Source organism: Streptomyces sp. NPDC002181 (genome assembly GCF_042890485.1).
In the GTDB taxonomy this organism is placed as follows: domain Bacteria; phylum Actinomycetota; class Actinomycetes; order Streptomycetales; family Streptomycetaceae; genus Streptomyces.
Map to the genome: position 1 here is coordinate 44591 of NZ_JBIASC010000003.1, position 16351 is coordinate 60941.

The window sequence follows — 16351 nt, forward strand, 5'->3', positions numbered from 1 at the left end:
GGGTCGCTTGCGCGGGTCGGTCAGAGCGCGCCGAGCTCGCCGACGGAGGTCAGCCGGATGATCGCACGGCCTTCCTCGTCGGAGGCCGCGAGGTCGACCTCGGCGCTGATGCCCCAGCCATGGTCCCCGTTGGGGTCCGCGAAGGTCTGGCGGACGCGCCACAGGCCGTGCGCCGGGTCCTCCTCGATCTGGAGCAGCTTCGGGCCGCGGGCATCGGGGCCCGTGCCGAGGTCGTCGTACTCGTCCCAGTAGGCGTCCATGGCCTCGCCCCAGGCGTCGGCGTCCCAGCCGGATTCGGAGTCCAGCTCGCCCAGCTGGTCGACGTGGTCCAGGGCGGCGAGTTCCACGCGGCGGAACATGGCGTTGCGGACCAGGACGCGGAAGGCGCGGGCGTTCGCCGTGACCGGCTTGACCTGGTCGGCCTTCTCCTGGGCCTGCTCCGCCGTCTCCACCTCCGGGTTCGCCAGCTGCTCCCACTCGTCGAGCAGGCTGGAGTCGACCTGGCGGACGAGCTCGCCCAGCCAGGCGATGAGGTCCTGCAGGTCCTCGGACTTGAGGTCGTCGGGGATGGTGTGGTCCAGCGCCTTGTACGCACTGGCCAGGTAGCGCAGCACGATGCCCTCGGTGCGGGCGAGTTCGTAGAAGGAGGTGAACTCAGTGAAGGTCATCGCGCGCTCGTACATGTCGCGGATGATCGACTTCGGGGAGACCGGGTGGTCCCGGACCCACGGGTGGCTCTTGCTGTACACGTCGTAGGCGTGCAGGAGCAGCTCTTCGAGAGGCTTGGGATAGGTGACGTCCTGGAGACGCTCCATCCGCTCCTCGTACTCGATCCCGTCGGCCTTCATGGCGCCCACGGCGATGCCGCGTTCCTTGTTCTGCTGGGCGGCGAGGATCTGGCGCGGGTCGTCCAGCGTGGATTCGACGACGGAGACCATGTCGAGCGCGTAGGAGGGGGACTCCGGGTCCAGCAGGTCGAAGGAGGCGAGCGCGAAGGTGGACAGCGGCTGGTTGAGCGCGAAGTCCTGCTGGAGGTCGACGGTGAGCCGGATGGTGCGGCCCTCCGCGTCCGGGGTGTCCAGCTTCTCGACCACGCCTCCGTCCAGCAGCGAGCGGTAGATCGCGAGGGCCCGGCGGATGTGCCGCAGCTGGGCCTTGCGCGGCTCGTGGTTGTCCTCCAGGAGGTGGCGCATCGCCTGGAAGGCATCGCCCGGACGGGCGATGACCGACAGCAGCATGATGTTGGTGACCTTGAACCGGGAGGTGAGCGGCTCGGGATCGGCGGCGATGAGTTTCTCGAAGGTGGTGTCCGACCAGGCGACGAAGCCCTCGGGAGCCTTCTTGCGCACCACCTTGCGGCGCTTCTTCGGGTCGTCGCCGGCCTTCGCGAGGGCCTTCTCGTTCTCGATGACGTGCTCGGGCGCCTGGGCTACCACGTAGCCCGCGGTGTCGAAGCCGGCCCGGCCCGCGCGGCCGGCGATCTGGTGGAACTCGCGGGCGCGCAGGGTACGGACGCGGTTGCCGTCGTACTTGGTGAGCGCGGTGAACAGCACCGTGCGGATCGGGACGTTGACGCCGACACCGAGGGTGTCGGTACCGCAGATCACCTTCAGCAAACCGGCCTGAGCCAGCTTCTCCACCAGGCGCCGGTACTTGGGCAGCATGCCGGCGTGGTGGACGCCGATGCCGTGCCGGACGTAGCGGGAGAGGTTCTGGCCGAACTTGGTGGTGAAGCGGAAGTTGCCGATCAGATCGGCGATCTTGTCCTTCTCCTCGCGGGTGCACATGTTGATGCTCATCAGCGACTGCGCCCGCTCGACCGCCTGGGCCTGGGTGAAGTGCACGATGTACACCGGGGCCTGCCGGGTCTCCAGCAGCTCGGTGATGGTGTCGGTGATGGGCGTCGTGACGTACTCGTACGACAGCGGTACGGGCCGGGTCGCGGAGCGGACCACCGAGGTCGGCCGGCCGGTGCGCCGGGTCAGGTCCTCTTCGAACCGCTTCACGTCGCCGAGCGTCGCCGACATCAGGACGAACTGCGCCTGCGGGAGCTCCAGCAGCGGGATCTGCCAGGCCCAGCCGCGGTCCTGCTCGGCATAGAAGTGGAACTCGTCCATGACGACCTGGCCGATGTCGGCGTACTTGCCGTCGCGCAGGGCGATGGAGGCCAGCACCTCCGCGGTGCAGCAGATCACCGGGGCGTCCGCGTTCACGGAGGCGTCGCCGGTCAGCATGCCGACGTTCTCGGTGCCGAAGAGCTTGCACAGGTCGAAGAACTTCTCCGACACCAGCGCCTTGATCGGGGCGGTGTAGAAGGTCACCTTGTCCTGGGCGAGGGCGGTGAAGTGCGCGCCCGCCGCCACGAGGCTCTTGCCGGAGCCGGTCGGGGTGGACAAGATCACGTTCGCCCCGGAGACGACCTCGATCAGCGCCTCCTCCTGAGCCGGGTACAGGGTGATGCCCTGATCCTCCGCCCACGAGGAGAAAGCCTCGAAGAGGGCGTCGGGGTCGGCGTTCGGCGGGAGCTGATCAATGAGGGTCACACCCCCCATCTTGCCTGCCTTCCCGCCGGAAGAGGGAACCGGCGGACGGATCGAAGATCACCGCCGGTACGCTGTGCCGTTGACCGGGCCCGAACGAATCCGTCAACAGGGCCCGACCACCACACGACTGGGGCGGGGAACGACCATGATGGGTCCGGCGCACTCACTGTCCGGGGCGGCAGCCTGGCTGGGGGTGGGAGCGGCGGCCGCGGCCGCCGGACACCCGATGCCCTGGCCGGTTCTCGTCGTCGGCGCGCTCATCTGTGCCGGCGCCGCCCTCGCACCCGACCTGGACCACAAGTCGGCGACGATCTCGCGCGCCTTCGGCCCGCTCTCCAAGGGCCTGTGCGAGGTGGTCGACAAGATCTCCTACGCGGTCTACAAGGCCACGCGCGCCCCGAAGGACGCCCGCCGCACCGGCGGGCACCGCACCCTGACGCACACCTGGCTGTGGGCGGTCATGATCGGCGCCGGCTCCTCCGCGCTGGCGGCCACCACCGACCGCTGGGGCGTGCTGGTCCTGCTCTTCGTCCACCTGGTCCTGGCCGTCGAAGGCCTGCTGTGGCGGGCGGCCCGGATGTCCAGCGACGTCCTCGTCTGGCTGCTGGGCGCCACCAGCGCCTGGATCCTGGCGGGCGTCCTCGACCAGCCCGGCAACGGCGCCGGATGGCTGTTCACCGGCCCCGGCCAGGAATACCTCTGGCTCGGCCTGCCGATCCTGCTCGGTGCCCTGGTCCACGACATCGGCGACGCCCTGACCGTCTCGGGCTGCCCCATCCTGTGGCCGCTGCCGATCGCCGGGAAGCGCTGGTACCCCATCGGCCCGCCCAAGGGAATGCGCTTCCGGGCCGGGAGCTGGGTGGAGCTCAAGGTGCTGATGCCCGTGTTCATGCTGCTCGGCGGCGTGGGCGGAGCGTCCGCCCTCGGTTTCATCTAGGCGGCCGGTTCCAACCAGGCGTCCGGCTTCATCCGGGCGCCCGGGTAAGGCTGGGCGCCCGGGTACGGCAAAGGCCCCGGCCCCGCACGTCGGCGGGGACCGGGGCCTCATCGGACCGCCGGTGCGGGGGCCGGGCCGGTCAGCCGTGCCAGGAGCGCCACAGCGCCGCGTACGCGCCGTCCGCCGCGACCAGCTCGTCGTGCGAGCCCAGTTCGCTGATCCGGCCGCCCTCGACCACCGCGATCACGTCCGCGTCGTGCGCGGTGTGCAGCCGGTGGGCGATCGCGATCACCGTACGGCCGTCCAGCACCCGGGCCAGCGAACGCTCCAGATGCCGTGCGGCCCGCGGATCCAGCAGCGACGTGGCCTCGTCCAGCACCAGCGTGTGCGGGTCCGCGAGCACCAGCCGCGCCAGCGCGATCTGCTGCGCCTGTGCCGGGGTCAGCGCCGTGCCGCCCGAACCCACCTCCGTGTCCAGACCGGACTCCAGCCCCCGGGCCCAGCCGTCCGCGTCCACGGCGCCCAGCGCCGCCCACAGCTCGGCGTCATCGGCCCCGGTGCGCGCCAGCCGCAGGTTGTCGCGCAGCGAGCCCACGAACACGTGGTGCTCCTGGTTGACCAGTGCCACCTGCTCGCGCACCCGTTCCGCGGGCATCCGCGACAGCTCGGCGCCGCCGAGGGTGATCTCGCCGGTCCGGGGTGCGTAGATGCCCGCCAGCAGCCGGCCCAGCGTGGACTTGCCCGCCCCGGAGGGTCCGACCAGTGCCATCCGGGTGCCCGGCGGCACGGACATGGACACCTGGTGCAGCACGTCCACGCCCTCCCGGTAGCCGAAGCGCACCTCGTCGGCCCGCACGTCCCGCCCGTTCGGGGAGACGGCCGCGTCACCGGCGTCCGGCTCGATCTCCCGCACGCCCACCAGGCGGGCCAGCGACACCTGGGCGACCTGGAGCTCGTCGTACCAGCGCAGGATCAGGCCGATCGGATCGACCATCATCTGCGCGAGCAGCGCACCCGTGGTCAGCTGCCCGACCGACATCCAGCCCTGGAGCACGCAGTAGCCGCCGATCATCAGCACGGAGCCGAGGATCGTCACGAAGGTCACGTTGATGACGGGGAAGAGGACGGTACGCAGGTACAGCGTGTACCGCTCCCACGCCGTCCACTCCTTGATCCGCTGCTCCGACAGCGCGATCCGGCCCGGACCGAGGCGGTGCGCCTCGACCGTGCGCCCGGCGTCCACCGTCTCGGTGAGCGCTGCCGCGACCGCCGCGTACCCGGCCGCCTCCGAGCGGTACGCCGAAGGCGCCCTCCGGAAATACCAGCGGCAGCCGAGGACCAGCACCGGCAGCGCCACCAGCGCGGCCAGCGCCAGCGGCGGCGCGGTCACCGTGAGCGCCCCGAAGAGCAGGCCGACCCAGACCACGCCGATGGCCAGCTGCGGCACGGCCTCGCGCATGGCGTTGGCCAGCCGGTCGATGTCGGTGGTGATCCGCGACAGCAGGTCACCGGTGCCGGCCCGCTCCAGCACGCCCGGGGGCAGGCCGACGGAGCGCACCAGGAAGTCCTCGCGCAGGTCGGCCAGCATCTCCTCGCCGAGCATCGCCCCGCGCAGCCGGACCTGCCGGACGAAGAACGTCTGGACCAGGAGGGCCAGGGCGAACAGCAGGGCCACGCGCTCCAGGTGGAGTTCGCGCGCCCCCGCCGCCAGCTGGTCCACGACCCGGCCCAGCAGGTACGGGCCGACCATGGAGGCCGTCACCGCGGCCGCGTTGACCGTCACCAGCAGCAGGAAGGCCCGCCGGTGGCGGCGGAACAGGCCGCGTACATAGCCCCGTACGGTCGCCGTCGTGCCCACGGGCAGGGTGGCGACCGATGCGGGGGCCGCCGGATCATATTGCGGCGGCGCCACGCCGATCATGCGGATTCCTCGATCTCTGTCAGTGCCTTTTCCAGCCGGGCTTCGTCCAGCAGGGTCGGTTCCGTCCGGGCCGCCCGCTGTTCCTCGTCGGTCTCGCGGGTGACGACGGCGCGGTAGAGCGGTTCGCCGTGCAGCAGTTCGCGGTGCGTACCGGCCGCTGCGACCCGGCCCTCATGAATCAGGACCACCCGGTCGGCGCGGTCCAGGAGCAGGGGCGAGGAGGCCAGTACCACCGTCGTGCGCCCGGCGCGCAGGGCGCTGATCCCGTCCGCGATCCGGGCCTCGGTGTGCGAGTCGACCGCCGAGGTCGGCTCGTCCAGCACCAGCACCTCCGGGTCGGTGGCCAGGGACCGCGCCAGCGCGAGCCGCTGACGCTGCCCGCCGGACAGGGACCGGCCGCGCTCGGTGATCCGCGCGTCCATCGGGTCCTCCACCCCGTCGGGCGCCGACTGCAGCAGCGCGTCCAGGACGTCCCCGCACTGGGCGGCGGTCAGGGCCGCCCCGGGCTCGACCGCTCCGGACGCCGGTACGGCGAACAGCTCGCGCAGCGTTCCCGACAGCAGCACCGGATCCTTGTCCTGGACGAGGACCAGCGTGCGCGCCGTGTCCAGCGCGAGCTCGTCCAGCGCGACCCCGCCCAGCAGCACCGAGACCCGGTCGGCGGCCGGGCCGTCGTCCGCCGGATGCCCGCCGAGGCGCTCGGCGAGCCGTCCCGCCAGGTCCGGATCCCCGCACACCACGGCGGTGAACCGGCCCGCCGGGGCCAGCAGCCCCGTCGCGGGGTCGTACAGGTCCCCGCCCGGAGCCGGAGCCCCGGGGATCCGGGCCTGCGGGGCCTGCGGCTCCGGGGCGTCGGTACGCGTCAGCGACAGCACCCGCGCCGCCCGCGCGGCGGAGGGCCGGGAGAAGGAGTACGCCATGGCGATCTCCTCGAAGTGCCGCAGCGGGTAGAGCATCGTGGCCACCGCGCTGAAGGCGGCGACGAGTTCACCGACCTCCAGCCGGCCGTCCAGCACGAGCACGGAGCCGTACCAGACCACGGTGATCAGCAGGGCGCCCGGGAGCAGCACCTGGATCGCGGAGATCAGCGCCCACATCCGGGCGCTGCGCACGGCAGCCTTGCGGACCTCCTGCGACGCCTCGCGGTAACGGCCCAGGAAGAGTTCCTCGCCGCCGATGCCGCGCAGCACCCGCAGGCCGGCGACGGTGTCGGAGGCGAGTTCGGTGGCCTTGCCCGCCTTCTCGCGCTGGACGTCGGCGCGCCGGGTGGCGCGCGGCAGCAGCGGCAGCACGGACAGGGCGAGCACCGGGACGCCGATCGCGACGACCACGCCGATCGAGGGTGCGAAGAACAGCAGGCCGACGCAGATGGCGACGACGGAGAAGGCGGCGGCGAGGAAGCGGGAGACCGCCTCGACGAACCAGCCGATCTTCTCCACGTCGCCCGTGGAAACCGCGACCACCTCGCCCGCCGCGACCCGCCGGGTCAGCGCGGAACCCAGCTCGGCGGTCTTGCGGGCCAGCAGCTGCTGGACCCGCGCGGCGGCGGTGATCCAGTTGGTGACGGCCGTCCGGTGGAGCATCGCGTCGCCGACCGAGATGGCGACGCCGATCAGCGCCAGGAGGGCGCCGACCAGCAGCAGTCGGGTGCCGTCGCGCTGCACGACCGCCTCGACGCCCAGGCCCACCGCGTACGGGAGCCCGGCGACACCGCCGAAGTGCACCAGTCCCCAGCACAGGCTCTTGGCCTGTCCGCCGAGTTGGCCGCGCCCCAGCCACACCAGGAAGCGCGGGCCGGAGCGGGCGTCGGGTACTCCGGGGTCCGGATACGGAAGATCGCTGATCTGCATGACGCCTCAAGACTGGTCGAGTGGTTCAAACCGAGCAAGGTTCGCCTTCCGGACCGGTTCCGGGCAATCGATTTTGCGTTGGCCACGGCCTCACGCGGTGGGATGTGCGGCCCGCACGGCCGTAAACCGCCAGGTCAAGGCCGTGTCCCTTCGGGTCAGGGGCGGGTGGCCCGCTCCAGTTCCAGCAGCGCCGAGCGATAACTGCGGCCGGTCGCCCGGTCCATGCCCACCTCGCACATCCGGTTCGCCGACAGATGCGCGTCGAACGCCCGCGAAGTCACCTCCGCCGCCTCGCGCTCCGTCGCCGAGGCCGTCAGCTCCGGATGCAGCATGCCCCGGTCGCCCGCGAAGGCGCAGCAGCCCGCATCGTCCGGGACCACCACCTCCGTCGCACAGGCCTCGGCCACCGCCCGCAGCTGCGCCGTATCGCCCAAGTGCTGCATCGAGCAGGTCGGATGGAGCACGGCCGAGCCCACGGTGCGCCGGATCTCCAGGTGCGGGAGCAGCTCGTCCGCCGCCCACACGACCGAATCGAGGACCGCCAGCTCCGCGTGCAGCGCCCGGTTGTCGTCCGTCAGGAACGGGACCACCTCGCGGGCGATGCCCAGCGTGCACGAGGAGGCGTCCACCACCAGCGGCAGCCGCCCGCCGGCGGTCCAGCCCCAGGCGGCCTCCACGATCCGGTTGGCCATCAAACGGTTCCCGGCTTCGTAGCCCTTGGAGTGCCAGATCGTCGCGCAGCAGGTGCCCGCGACGTCGCCGGGGATCCAGACCGGCTTCCCGGCCCGCTCCGACACCGCCACCACGGCCTCGGGCAGCGAGGGGCCGGGCCGGCCCTCGGGGCCGCCGAAGATCCGGTTCACACAGGCCGGGTAGTACACGGCCGCCGCGCCCACCCGCTCGGTGCGGGGCAGCCGCCGGGCGGCGGCGCCCGGGAGCTGCGGCAGCCACTGCGGAACCAGGTCGGGTCGCACGGCCTTGCGGGCGGCCCCGGTGACCGCTTCCAACAGCCGGTCCCCGGCCCGGTCGGCCAGCCGGTCGGCGGCCGCCACGGCCAGCCGGGCGGCGCCCTCCACGGCTTTGAACCGCCGAGCGGCGAGGGCGGCCGCCCGTTCCTCGCGCGCGCTGTGCCGGCGGTGGCGGAAGCCGCGCATCAGCGCGCCCGTGTCGATGCCGACGGGACAGGCCAGCTTGCAGGTGGAGTCGCCCGCGCAGGTGTCCACGGCGTCGTGGCCGTAGGCGTCGAGCAGTCCGTCCAGCACGCGCGAGCCCGGCTGCTGGCGCATCATCTCCCGGCGCAGCACGATCCGCTGGCGGGGCGTGGTCGTCAGGTCCTCGCTGGGACAGGTCGGTTCGCAGAAACCGCACTCGATGCACGGGTCGGCGACCGCCTCGACGCGCGGAATCGTCTTCAGCCCGCGCAGATGGGCCGCCGGGTCGCGGTCGAGCAGAACGCGGGGGGCGAGCAGCCCGTCCGGGTCGACGACCCGCTTCGTCCGCCACATCAGCTCCGTGGCCCGGGGCCCCCACTCCAGTTCCAGGAAGGGGGCCATGTTGCGGCCGGTGGAGTGCTCCGCCTTCAGCGAGCCGTCGAAACGCTCCACCACCAGCCGGCAGAAGGCCTCCATGAAGGCGCCGTACCGCCCGACGTCGGCGGGCTTCGCCGCGTCGAAGGCGAGCAGGAAGTGCAGGTTGCCGTGGGCCGCGTGGCCGGCGACGGCCGCGTCGAAGCCGTGCTCGGCCTGGAGCGCGAGGAGCGCCTCGCAGGCCTCGGCCAGCCGGGAGGGCGGTACCGCGAAGTCCTCGGTGATCAGGGTGGTGCCGGGGGCTCGGGCTCCGCCCACCGCGGTGACGAAGGCCTTGCGGGCCCTCCAGTACCCGTTGATCGTCCCCGCGTCGCGGGTGAACGCATTGGTGATCGAGGACACCGGAGCGACCAGGTCCAGCCCGGCGAGCACCTCGGCGGCGCGGCGCTCGTACTCCGCGCGGCCCGCCTCGTCCGGTGCGCGGAACTCCACCAGCAGGGCGGTGGTGTCCTTCGGCAGCCCGGCCCAGTCGGCGGGGACGCCGTCGACGCTGACCGAGGCGCGCAGGGTGTTGCCGTCCATCACCTCCACGGCGAGGGCCCCCGCCGCGTTGAACCGCGGTACGGCGGCGGCCGCCGCGGGGAGCGAGGGGAAGAAGAGCAGCGCGCTGGTGAGCTCGCGGTCCAGCGGCACGGTGTCGAAGACGACCTCGGCGATGAAGCCGAGCGTGCCCTCCGAGCCGACCATCAGCCCGCGCAGGATCTCGACGGGCGTGGCGCCGTCCAGGTACGCGTCGAGGCGGTAGCCGGTGGTGTTCTTGATCTCGTACTTGGCCCGGATCCGCGCGACGAGCTCCGGATCGCCCTCGATCTCCCGTTTGATCTCCATCAGCCCGCGGCACAGCGCCGGTTCGGCGTGCGCCAGCTCCTCGTCCGCGCGTGGATCGGCGGTGTCCACGACCGTCCCGCCTGGCAGCACGAAGGTGAGGGAGGCGAGGGTGCGGTACGAGTTCCTCGTGGTCCCCGCCGTCATGCCGGACGCGTTGTTCGCGACGACCCCGCCGAGGGTGCAGGCCACGGCGCTCGCCGGGTCGGGGCCGAGCACGCGGCCGTGCCGGGCGAGTGCGGCATTGGCCCGGGCCACCGTGGTGCCGGGCCGGATCCGGGCCCGGCGGCCCTCCTCCAAGACCTCGACGCCGGCCCAGTGGCGGCGTACGTCGACCAGGACGTCCTCGCCCTGGGCCTGGCCGTTCAGGGAGGTCCCGGCGGCGCGGAAGACCACCTCGCGCCCGCGGCCGTGCGCGTACGAGAGGACGGCGGAGACGTCGTCGATGTCCTCGGCGACGACCACCACCTGCGGCACGAACCGGTACGGAGAGGCGTCGGAGGCGTAGCGGACCAGGTCGGAGACCTTCCACAGCACCTTCTCGGCGCCCAGCAGCGACGTCAGCTCGGCGCGCAGCGGATCAGGGGTGCCGGCGGCGTGGTGGTCGGGGACCCGGTCGGGAGCGGGGCCGGCGACGCTGTGCGGCCGCAGGGCCCCGGGCTTCGGTTCCAGCAGCGGCATGCGCGACCCCTCGCCTTACTCGTTCGGCCCAATCCGGAAAACCCTCGTCCGGGCCCGGAGCGGCCTGCTCAGCAGCTGCGCTCCGTCGGGACGTCCGTCAGAGCGTTCAGCAGGCCGCCGAGCACCTCGCGCTGCTCGGCGGTCAACGGAGCCAGGATCTCCTCCGCCGCGTCGGTTCGCGCGTTGCGCAGCCGGCGCAGCGTGGCGCGGCCGGTGTCGGTGAGCTCGATTCTTATGACGCGCCGGTTCGCAGGGTCGGGCGCGCGGCGCACGCACTCGGCGGCCTCCAGGCCGTCCACCAGCGTGGTCACGGCGCGGGGCACGACTTCGAGGCGGGCCGCGAGGTCCGCCATCCGGGGCGGCTGGTCGCCGTCGTAGTGCGAGACGAGGCGCAGCAGCCGGCTCTGGGCGGGGGTGATGCCGAGCGGTTCCAGGTGGTGCTTCTGGATCCGGTGGAGCCGGCGGGTCAGCCGCAGCAGCTGCTCGGCGAGCACGCCGTCCGTGCTGTCGGTTTCGGAAGCTGTCCTCATACTGGGAAACAGTACCAGGACCACGTTCATTGTGAGCATAGGTAACAATGAGCTATGCTCATTCGAGTCTCACAGGTCTTGTACTCCGTCAGGTCTCGCCAGAAGGAGGCCCATGCGCCCCGAAGAGCCGAAATGGACCCCATCGAAAGAAGCGCTCGATCCCACCCGCCCCGCCCCCGCGGAGCAGCCGCGTGAGCTGCGCCGGATCGTGGCCCTGTTCCGCCCCTACCGCGGCCGCCTCGCCGTCGTGGGGCTGCTCGTCTGCGCCTCCTCGCTGGTCTCGGTGGCCTCGCCGTTCCTGCTGAAGGAGATCCTGGACGTCGCCATCCCGCAGGGGCGCACCGGGCTGCTCAGCCTGCTCGCGCTCGGCATGATCCTCACCGCCGTCGTCACGAGCGTCTTCGGCGTGCTCCAGACCCTGATTTCCACCACCGTCGGCCAGCGCGTCATGCACGACCTGCGCACCGCCGTCTACGCCCAGCTCCAGCGGATGCCGCTGGCCTTCTTCACCCGCACCCGGACCGGCGAGGTGCAGTCCCGCATAGCCAACGACATCGGCGGCATGCAGGCGACCGTCACCTCCACCGCGACCTCCCTCGTCTCCAACCTCACGGCCGTGATCGCCTCCATCGTGGCGATGCTCGCGCTGGACTGGCGGCTCACCCTCGTCTCCCTGCTCCTGCTGCCCGTGTTCGTGTGGATCAGCCGGCGCGTGGGCCGCGAGCGGAAGAAGATCACCCTCCAGCGGCAGAAGCAGATGGCCGCCATGGCCGCGACGGTCACCGAGTCCCTGTCGGTGAGCGGCATCCTGCTCGGCCGCACCATGGGCCGCGCGGACTCGCTGACCGGCTCCTTCTCGGAGGAGTCCGAGAAGCTGGTCGACCTAGAGGTCCGGTCCAGCATGGCCGGGCGGTGGCGCATGTCCACCATCGGCATCGTCATGGCCGCCATGCCCGCGCTCATCTACTGGGCGGCCGGCATGGCCCTCCAGCCGGGCGCCCCCTCGCTCTCGGTCGGCACCCTCGTCGCCTTCGTCACGCTCCAGCAGGGCCTGTTCCGGCCCGCCGTAAGCCTGCTGTCGACCGGCGTGCAGATCCAGACCTCGCTCGCCCTGTTCGGCCGCATCTTCGAGTACCTCGACCTGCCGGTGGACATCACGGAGCGCGCGGACGCGGTGCGGCTGGACCGGGCCCGGGGCGAGGTCCGGCTGGAGGACGTGCACTTCGCGTACGACGCCAAGCACGGGCCCACCCTGACGGGGATCGACATCACCGTCCCGGCCGGCGGTTCGCTCGCCGTGGTCGGACCGACCGGCTCGGGCAAGAGCACGCTCAGCTACCTCGTGCCCCGGCTCTACGACGTGACCGGCGGCCGGGTCGCCCTCGACGGCGTGGACGTACGGGATCTCGACTTCGACTCGCTGGCCCGCTCCATAGGCGTGGTCTCCCAGGAGACGTACCTCTTCCACGCCTCCGTCGCCGACAACCTCCGCTTCGCCAAGCCGGACGCCACCGACGAGGAGATCGCCGCGGCCGCCCGGGCGGCCCAGATCCACGAGCACATCGAATCCCTGCCCGACGGGTACGACACCCTGGTCGGCGAGCGCGGCTACCGCTTCTCCGGGGGCGAGAAGCAGCGCCTCGCCATCGCCCGCACCATCCTGCGCGATCCGCCGGTGCTGATCCTCGACGAGGCCACCAGCGCGCTCGACACCCGCACGGAGCACGCCGTGCAGCGGGCCATCGACAACCTGTCCCAGGGGCGCACCACGATCACCATCGCGCACCGGCTCTCCACCGTCCGCGACGCCGACCAGATCGTCGTCCTGGACAAGGGCCGCATCGCCGAGCGCGGTACGCACGAGGAGCTGCTGGAGGCGGAGGGCCGGTACGCGGCCCTGGTCCGCCGGGACCGGGAAGCCGCGCTCACGCCGGAGCCGGTCGCGCAGCCCGCACCGGTAAAAGTGTGATCGTCTGATCGGAACGTGGGTGTGATGCCGGAAATACAGCGCTTTGCGGGTTAGCGTGCCGGCATGCGCCATGAGTACCAGCCGCCACGGCGTCGCTCCCGGCTCACCCGCCGGGGCCGTCTGGCGCTCTTCCTCGGCATGCTGCTCGCCGTCGGTGCGGCCGCCCTGTTTCCGCTGATGCGAGGCGGAGAAGCCCCTGAGAAGCCGCGCCGGCTGACCATCCCGGAGGGATGGCGGGCACCCCAGGTGTACGCCGCGATCGACCGCGAGCTGAAGCTCCCGGCCGGCTCCACCAAGGCGGCGGTCCCCAAGGCCGCACTGGCCCTGCCCGCGGAGGCGAAGGGCAATCCGGAGGGCTTCCTCTTCCCGGCGACCTACCCGGTGACCTCGAAGTCCACCCCGGCCACCCTGCTCGCGTACATGGTGGACACCGCCAACCGGAAGCTGGCGACCAGAGCCGTCGCAGACGGCGCCAAGGCCCACGGGATGACCCCGTACCAGACGGCCACGCTCGCCAGCATCATCGAGGCGGAAGCGGAATCCCGCGCCGACCGGGGCAAGGTCGCCCGCGTGGTCCACAACCGGCTGGCGCGGTCGATGCCGCTCCAGATGGACTCCACCATCAACTACGCGCTGGGCCGCAACACGGTGGACACCAAGCTGAGCGAGACGCGGATCGACAGCCCCTTCAACACGTACGAGCGCCAGGGGCTCCCTCCGACGCCGATCGACAGTCCGGGCGTGGAGGCCATGGCCGCGGCCGTCGCGCCGACGCCCGGCGACTGGCTGTTCTTCGTCACCGTGAAGCCGGGGGACACCCGCTTCTCCGCGACCTACGAGGAGCACAAGAAGCACGTGGCGGAGTTCAACCGTGTCCGGGCCGGTGCCAGTGCCGGTGCCAGCGCCGGTGCCAGTGCCAGTGCAGGCACCCGTGCGAGCACGGGGCCGGGACCGGAGGCCGGGACGGGGACCAGCGAGGTCGCCGCCGGCCGCGCCCGGGCCGGCTCCCGCGCCGGCTAGGGACGTCGTCGAGGTCCTTTCCGGCCGGCGCTACCGTGACGGCACTCCCATGCCGACCGGGTCGACCCGGTCGGCCAGGCCGGCCGCGCCGCCGGTCAGGAGGCGGCGGATCTCGCGGACCGCGGCCCCGCCGGCACGGTTGGCGCCGATCGTCGACGCCGACGGGCCGTAGCCGACCAGGTGGATCCGCTCGTCGCGGACCGCGCGGGTGCCCTCGACCCGTATGCCGCCCCCGGATTCGCGCAGGTGCAGCGGAGCCAGGTGATCGATGGCGGCCCGGAAGCCGGTGGCCCACAAGATCACGTCGGCCTCCGCCTGCCGCCCGTCCGCCCAGGCCACGCCCGTCGGCGTGATCCGGTCGAACATCGGCTGCCGCTCCAGCACCCCCGAGGCCAGCCCGGCCCGGACGGCCTCGTTCAGCGGGAGCCCGGTCACGCTGACCACGCTCTGGGGCGGCAGCCCCCGGCGCACCCGCTCGTCGACCAGGGCCACCGCGGCCCGGCCCTCGGCCTCGCCGAAGCTCCCGTCGCGGAACACCGGGGGTCTGCGGGTCACCCACGTGGTCCCGGCCGCCACCTCGGCGATCTCCAGCAGGTGCTGGACCGCCGAGGTGCCACCGCCCACCACGACCACCCGGGCCCCGGCGAACTCCCCGGGCCCCGGGTAGTTCGCGGTGTGCAGCTGGCGGCCACGGAAGGTCTCCTGGCCCGCGTAGCGAGGCCAGAAGGGCCGGTCCCAGGTCCCGGTCGCGTTGATCAGCGCCCGTGCGGACCAGATCCCGGCCGAGGACTCCACGCGCAGCCGCCCGTCGGCCCCGTCCCGTACGGCCGTGACGTCCACGGGCCGCCGCACGGGCAGGCCGAACCGCTCCTCGTACGCCGCGAAGTACTCCCCGATCACCGCCGACGACGGCCGCCGCGGGTCGGCGTCCGTGAGCTCCATGCCCGGCAGGGCGTGCATCCCGTGCACCTTGCCGTACGTCAGCGAGGGCCAGCGGAACTGCCAGGCCCCGCCCGGCCGCGGCGCGTGGTCGAGCACCACGTGCCCGATCCCGGCCCGCGCCAGGTGGTACGCGCTCGACAACCCCGCCTGCCCGGCCCCGACGACCACCACGTCGACGTCCGCCACACCCCGCACCATGTCGTCCACGGTTCTACCAACCCGCCCCGGCCCCGGGATCTTCCCGGGAACCCGGGGGACGCCCCCTACGCGGCCGGGTGTTCGCAGAGCCAGTCGTAGGCCGCCTCCGCGCTGAAATCGCGCTGTCCGCCGCGGAACAGCAGGCCGGCGCCGGTGAAGGCCGGGTCGTGGGCCATGGCCGGGACGTACGGGATCGCCACGCAGGACATGCCGGCCGCGTGGGCGGCCCGGGCTCCCGGGGCCGCGTCCTCGACCACCACGCAGTCGGCGGGGTCCGCGCCGAGGCGGCGGGCCGCCTCCAGGAAGACGTCCGGGGCGGGCTTGCCGTGCGCCACCTCCTCGGCCGAGACCGCCGTGGTCAGCAGCGCGTCCAGGCCCGTCCCCGCCAGGACGGCGTCGATCGCCTCGCGCGAGGACCCGGACGCCACCGCCATCGGGATCCCCTCCGCGTGCAGCCGCTCCACGAATTTCCGCATCTCGGGGAAGGCCTCGGTCCCGGTCCGGGCCAGCTCCAGGTACGCGGCGTTCTGCTCGGCCAGCAGCTGCTCCACCGGGGCCCCGATCGCGTACCGCTCCCGGAGGATCTCCAGCGTCTCCAGGGTGCCGATGCCGATGAAGCGCGCGTGCTGCTCCCAGGTGAAGTCGGGGACGCCGTGCCGGGCCAGGGTGCGGCGCCCCGACTCGTAGTAGTTCGGCTCGCTGTCCACGAGGGTGCCGTCGAGATCGAATATGACGGAAATCATCCGCTCTGCCCGTCCTGCCGGTTACATGCCTGTCGCAACCATCCTGTCAGGGTTTGCGAACTCCTCGTCCCACGGACTCGACCAGCGGCAGCAGACGGTGCGCGACCCGCTCGCGCAGCGCCACCTCCGTACGGGTGCGCACCACGCCCGGCAGCCGGATCAGCCGCTGGATCACGTCCTCCAGATGCGCGTTGTCCCGGGCCGCGACCCGGGTCAGCAGATCACCGCCGCCGGTGATCGAGAAGGCCTCGATGATCTCGGGTACGGCGGCCAGGGCGTCGCCCACCTCGTCCAGGTGTCCCTGGGTGACCTCGATGTGCACGAAGGCCAGGACCGGATGCCCGAGCGCCGCGGGGGACAGCACGGGACCGGTCCCCGTGATCACCCCGGTGCGCTCCAGCCGGTCCAGCCGGGCCTGCAGGGTGCCCCGCGCGACCCCGAGGATCCGCGCGTACTCGCGGACGCTGGTGCGCGGCTGTTCGATCAGCAGACGCAGGATCCGGGTGTCGAGCTCGTCCACCGCCATGTCGCGACTGTACCAATGGCACAGTGCGGTGCCTTTTCCGGCGGCCCGCCGCATCCGCGACCGGCCGCCGGCCGGAATCC

11 protein-coding genes are annotated in these 16351 nt (G+C 72.5%); 3 read left to right on the plus strand and 8 right to left on the minus strand.

The window, feature by feature from the left end:
- Positions 1-20 precede the first annotated feature (20 nt).
- On the minus strand, positions 21-2543 hold the full coding sequence (locus tag ACFYXV_RS09615; RefSeq protein WP_389382506.1) for a DEAD/DEAH box helicase: 2523 nt from the start codon (positions 2541-2543) through the stop codon (positions 21-23).
- A 145-nt stretch (positions 2544-2688) separates the two neighbouring features.
- Here ACFYXV_RS09615 and ACFYXV_RS09620 point away from each other — a divergent pair, with 145 nt between their 5' ends.
- Positions 2689-3480, plus strand: a complete 792-nt coding sequence (locus ACFYXV_RS09620; protein ID WP_389382507.1) for a metal-dependent hydrolase — start codon at positions 2689-2691, stop codon at positions 3478-3480.
- A 139-nt stretch (positions 3481-3619) separates the two neighbouring features.
- Here the strand turns inward: ACFYXV_RS09620 and ACFYXV_RS09625 are convergent, their stop codons facing one another.
- From ACFYXV_RS09625 to ACFYXV_RS09640, 4 genes are all read right to left on the minus strand, one after another.
- The gene (locus tag ACFYXV_RS09625; protein WP_389382508.1) at positions 3620-5401 is read right to left on the minus strand and encodes an ABC transporter ATP-binding protein; all 1782 of its coding nucleotides are present in this window, start codon (positions 5399-5401) and stop codon (positions 3620-3622) included.
- Positions 5398-7251 (minus strand): ABC transporter ATP-binding protein, encoded by a 1854-nt coding sequence (locus tag ACFYXV_RS09630; protein WP_389382509.1) that lies wholly within the window; start codon positions 7249-7251, stop codon positions 5398-5400. The genes ACFYXV_RS09625 and ACFYXV_RS09630 overlap by 4 nt, the downstream gene beginning before the upstream one ends.
- 155 nt (positions 7252-7406) lie before the next feature.
- Positions 7407-10343: an FAD-binding and (Fe-S)-binding domain-containing protein gene (locus tag ACFYXV_RS09635; protein WP_389382510.1), complete on the minus strand. Its 2937-nt coding sequence runs from the start codon at positions 10341-10343 to the stop codon at positions 7407-7409.
- Between the two features lie 68 nt (positions 10344-10411).
- A complete protein-coding gene (locus ACFYXV_RS09640; RefSeq protein WP_385468317.1) occupies positions 10412-10873 on the minus strand; it encodes a MarR family winged helix-turn-helix transcriptional regulator in 462 nt (153 codons plus the stop codon).
- Positions 10874-10985: 112 nt separating this feature from the next.
- Here ACFYXV_RS09640 and ACFYXV_RS09645 point away from each other — a divergent pair, with 112 nt between their 5' ends.
- Entirely contained in the window at positions 10986-12842 is a 1857-nt protein-coding gene (locus ACFYXV_RS09645) for an ABC transporter ATP-binding protein (RefSeq protein ID WP_385468314.1), read from the plus strand.
- Positions 12843-12905: 63 nt separating this feature from the next.
- Positions 12906-13862, plus strand: coding sequence for an endolytic transglycosylase MltG (gene mltG, locus ACFYXV_RS09650; RefSeq protein ID WP_389382511.1), 957 nt, complete (start codon positions 12906-12908; stop codon positions 13860-13862).
- Between the two features lie 30 nt (positions 13863-13892).
- Here the strand turns inward: mltG and ACFYXV_RS09655 are convergent, their stop codons facing one another.
- From ACFYXV_RS09655 to ACFYXV_RS09665, 3 genes are all read right to left on the minus strand, one after another.
- The gene (locus tag ACFYXV_RS09655; RefSeq protein WP_389382829.1) at positions 13893-15002 is read right to left on the minus strand and encodes an FAD-dependent oxidoreductase; all 1110 of its coding nucleotides are present in this window, start codon (positions 15000-15002) and stop codon (positions 13893-13895) included.
- A 65-nt stretch (positions 15003-15067) separates the two neighbouring features.
- A complete protein-coding gene (locus ACFYXV_RS09660) occupies positions 15068-15745 on the minus strand; it encodes an HAD family hydrolase (protein WP_389382513.1) in 678 nt (225 codons plus the stop codon).
- Positions 15746-15791: 46 nt separating this feature from the next.
- A complete protein-coding gene (locus ACFYXV_RS09665) occupies positions 15792-16271 on the minus strand; it encodes an Lrp/AsnC family transcriptional regulator (RefSeq protein ID WP_385468305.1) in 480 nt (159 codons plus the stop codon).
- Between the last annotated feature and the right edge of the window lie 80 nt (positions 16272-16351).

Excerpts from the sequence above, each read along its gene's own strand:
- ACFYXV_RS09665 (WP_385468305.1), bottom strand. The coding sequence starts at position 16,271 with ATGGCGGTGGACGAGCTCGACACCCGGATCCTGCGTCTGCTGATCGAA.
- ACFYXV_RS09645 (WP_385468314.1), top strand. The coding sequence starts at position 10,986 with ATGCGCCCCGAAGAGCCGAAATGGACCCCATCGAAAGAAGCGCTCGAT.
- ACFYXV_RS09630 (WP_389382509.1), bottom strand. The coding sequence starts at position 7,251 with ATGCAGATCAGCGATCTTCCGTATCCGGACCCCGGAGTACCCGACGCC.
- ACFYXV_RS09620 (WP_389382507.1), top strand. The coding sequence starts at position 2,689 with ATGATGGGTCCGGCGCACTCACTGTCCGGGGCGGCAGCCTGGCTGGGG.
- ACFYXV_RS09625 (WP_389382508.1), bottom strand. The coding sequence starts at position 5,401 with ATGATCGGCGTGGCGCCGCCGCAATATGATCCGGCGGCCCCCGCATCG.
- ACFYXV_RS09640 (WP_385468317.1), bottom strand. The coding sequence starts at position 10,873 with ATGAGGACAGCTTCCGAAACCGACAGCACGGACGGCGTGCTCGCCGAG.
- mltG (WP_389382511.1), top strand. The coding sequence starts at position 12,906 with ATGCGCCATGAGTACCAGCCGCCACGGCGTCGCTCCCGGCTCACCCGC.
- ACFYXV_RS09655 (WP_389382829.1), bottom strand. The coding sequence starts at position 15,002 with ATGGTGCGGGGTGTGGCGGACGTCGACGTGGTGGTCGTCGGGGCCGGG.
- ACFYXV_RS09660 (WP_389382513.1), bottom strand. The coding sequence starts at position 15,745 with ATGATTTCCGTCATATTCGATCTCGACGGCACCCTCGTGGACAGCGAG.
- ACFYXV_RS09635 (WP_389382510.1), bottom strand. The coding sequence starts at position 10,343 with ATGCCGCTGCTGGAACCGAAGCCCGGGGCCCTGCGGCCGCACAGCGTC.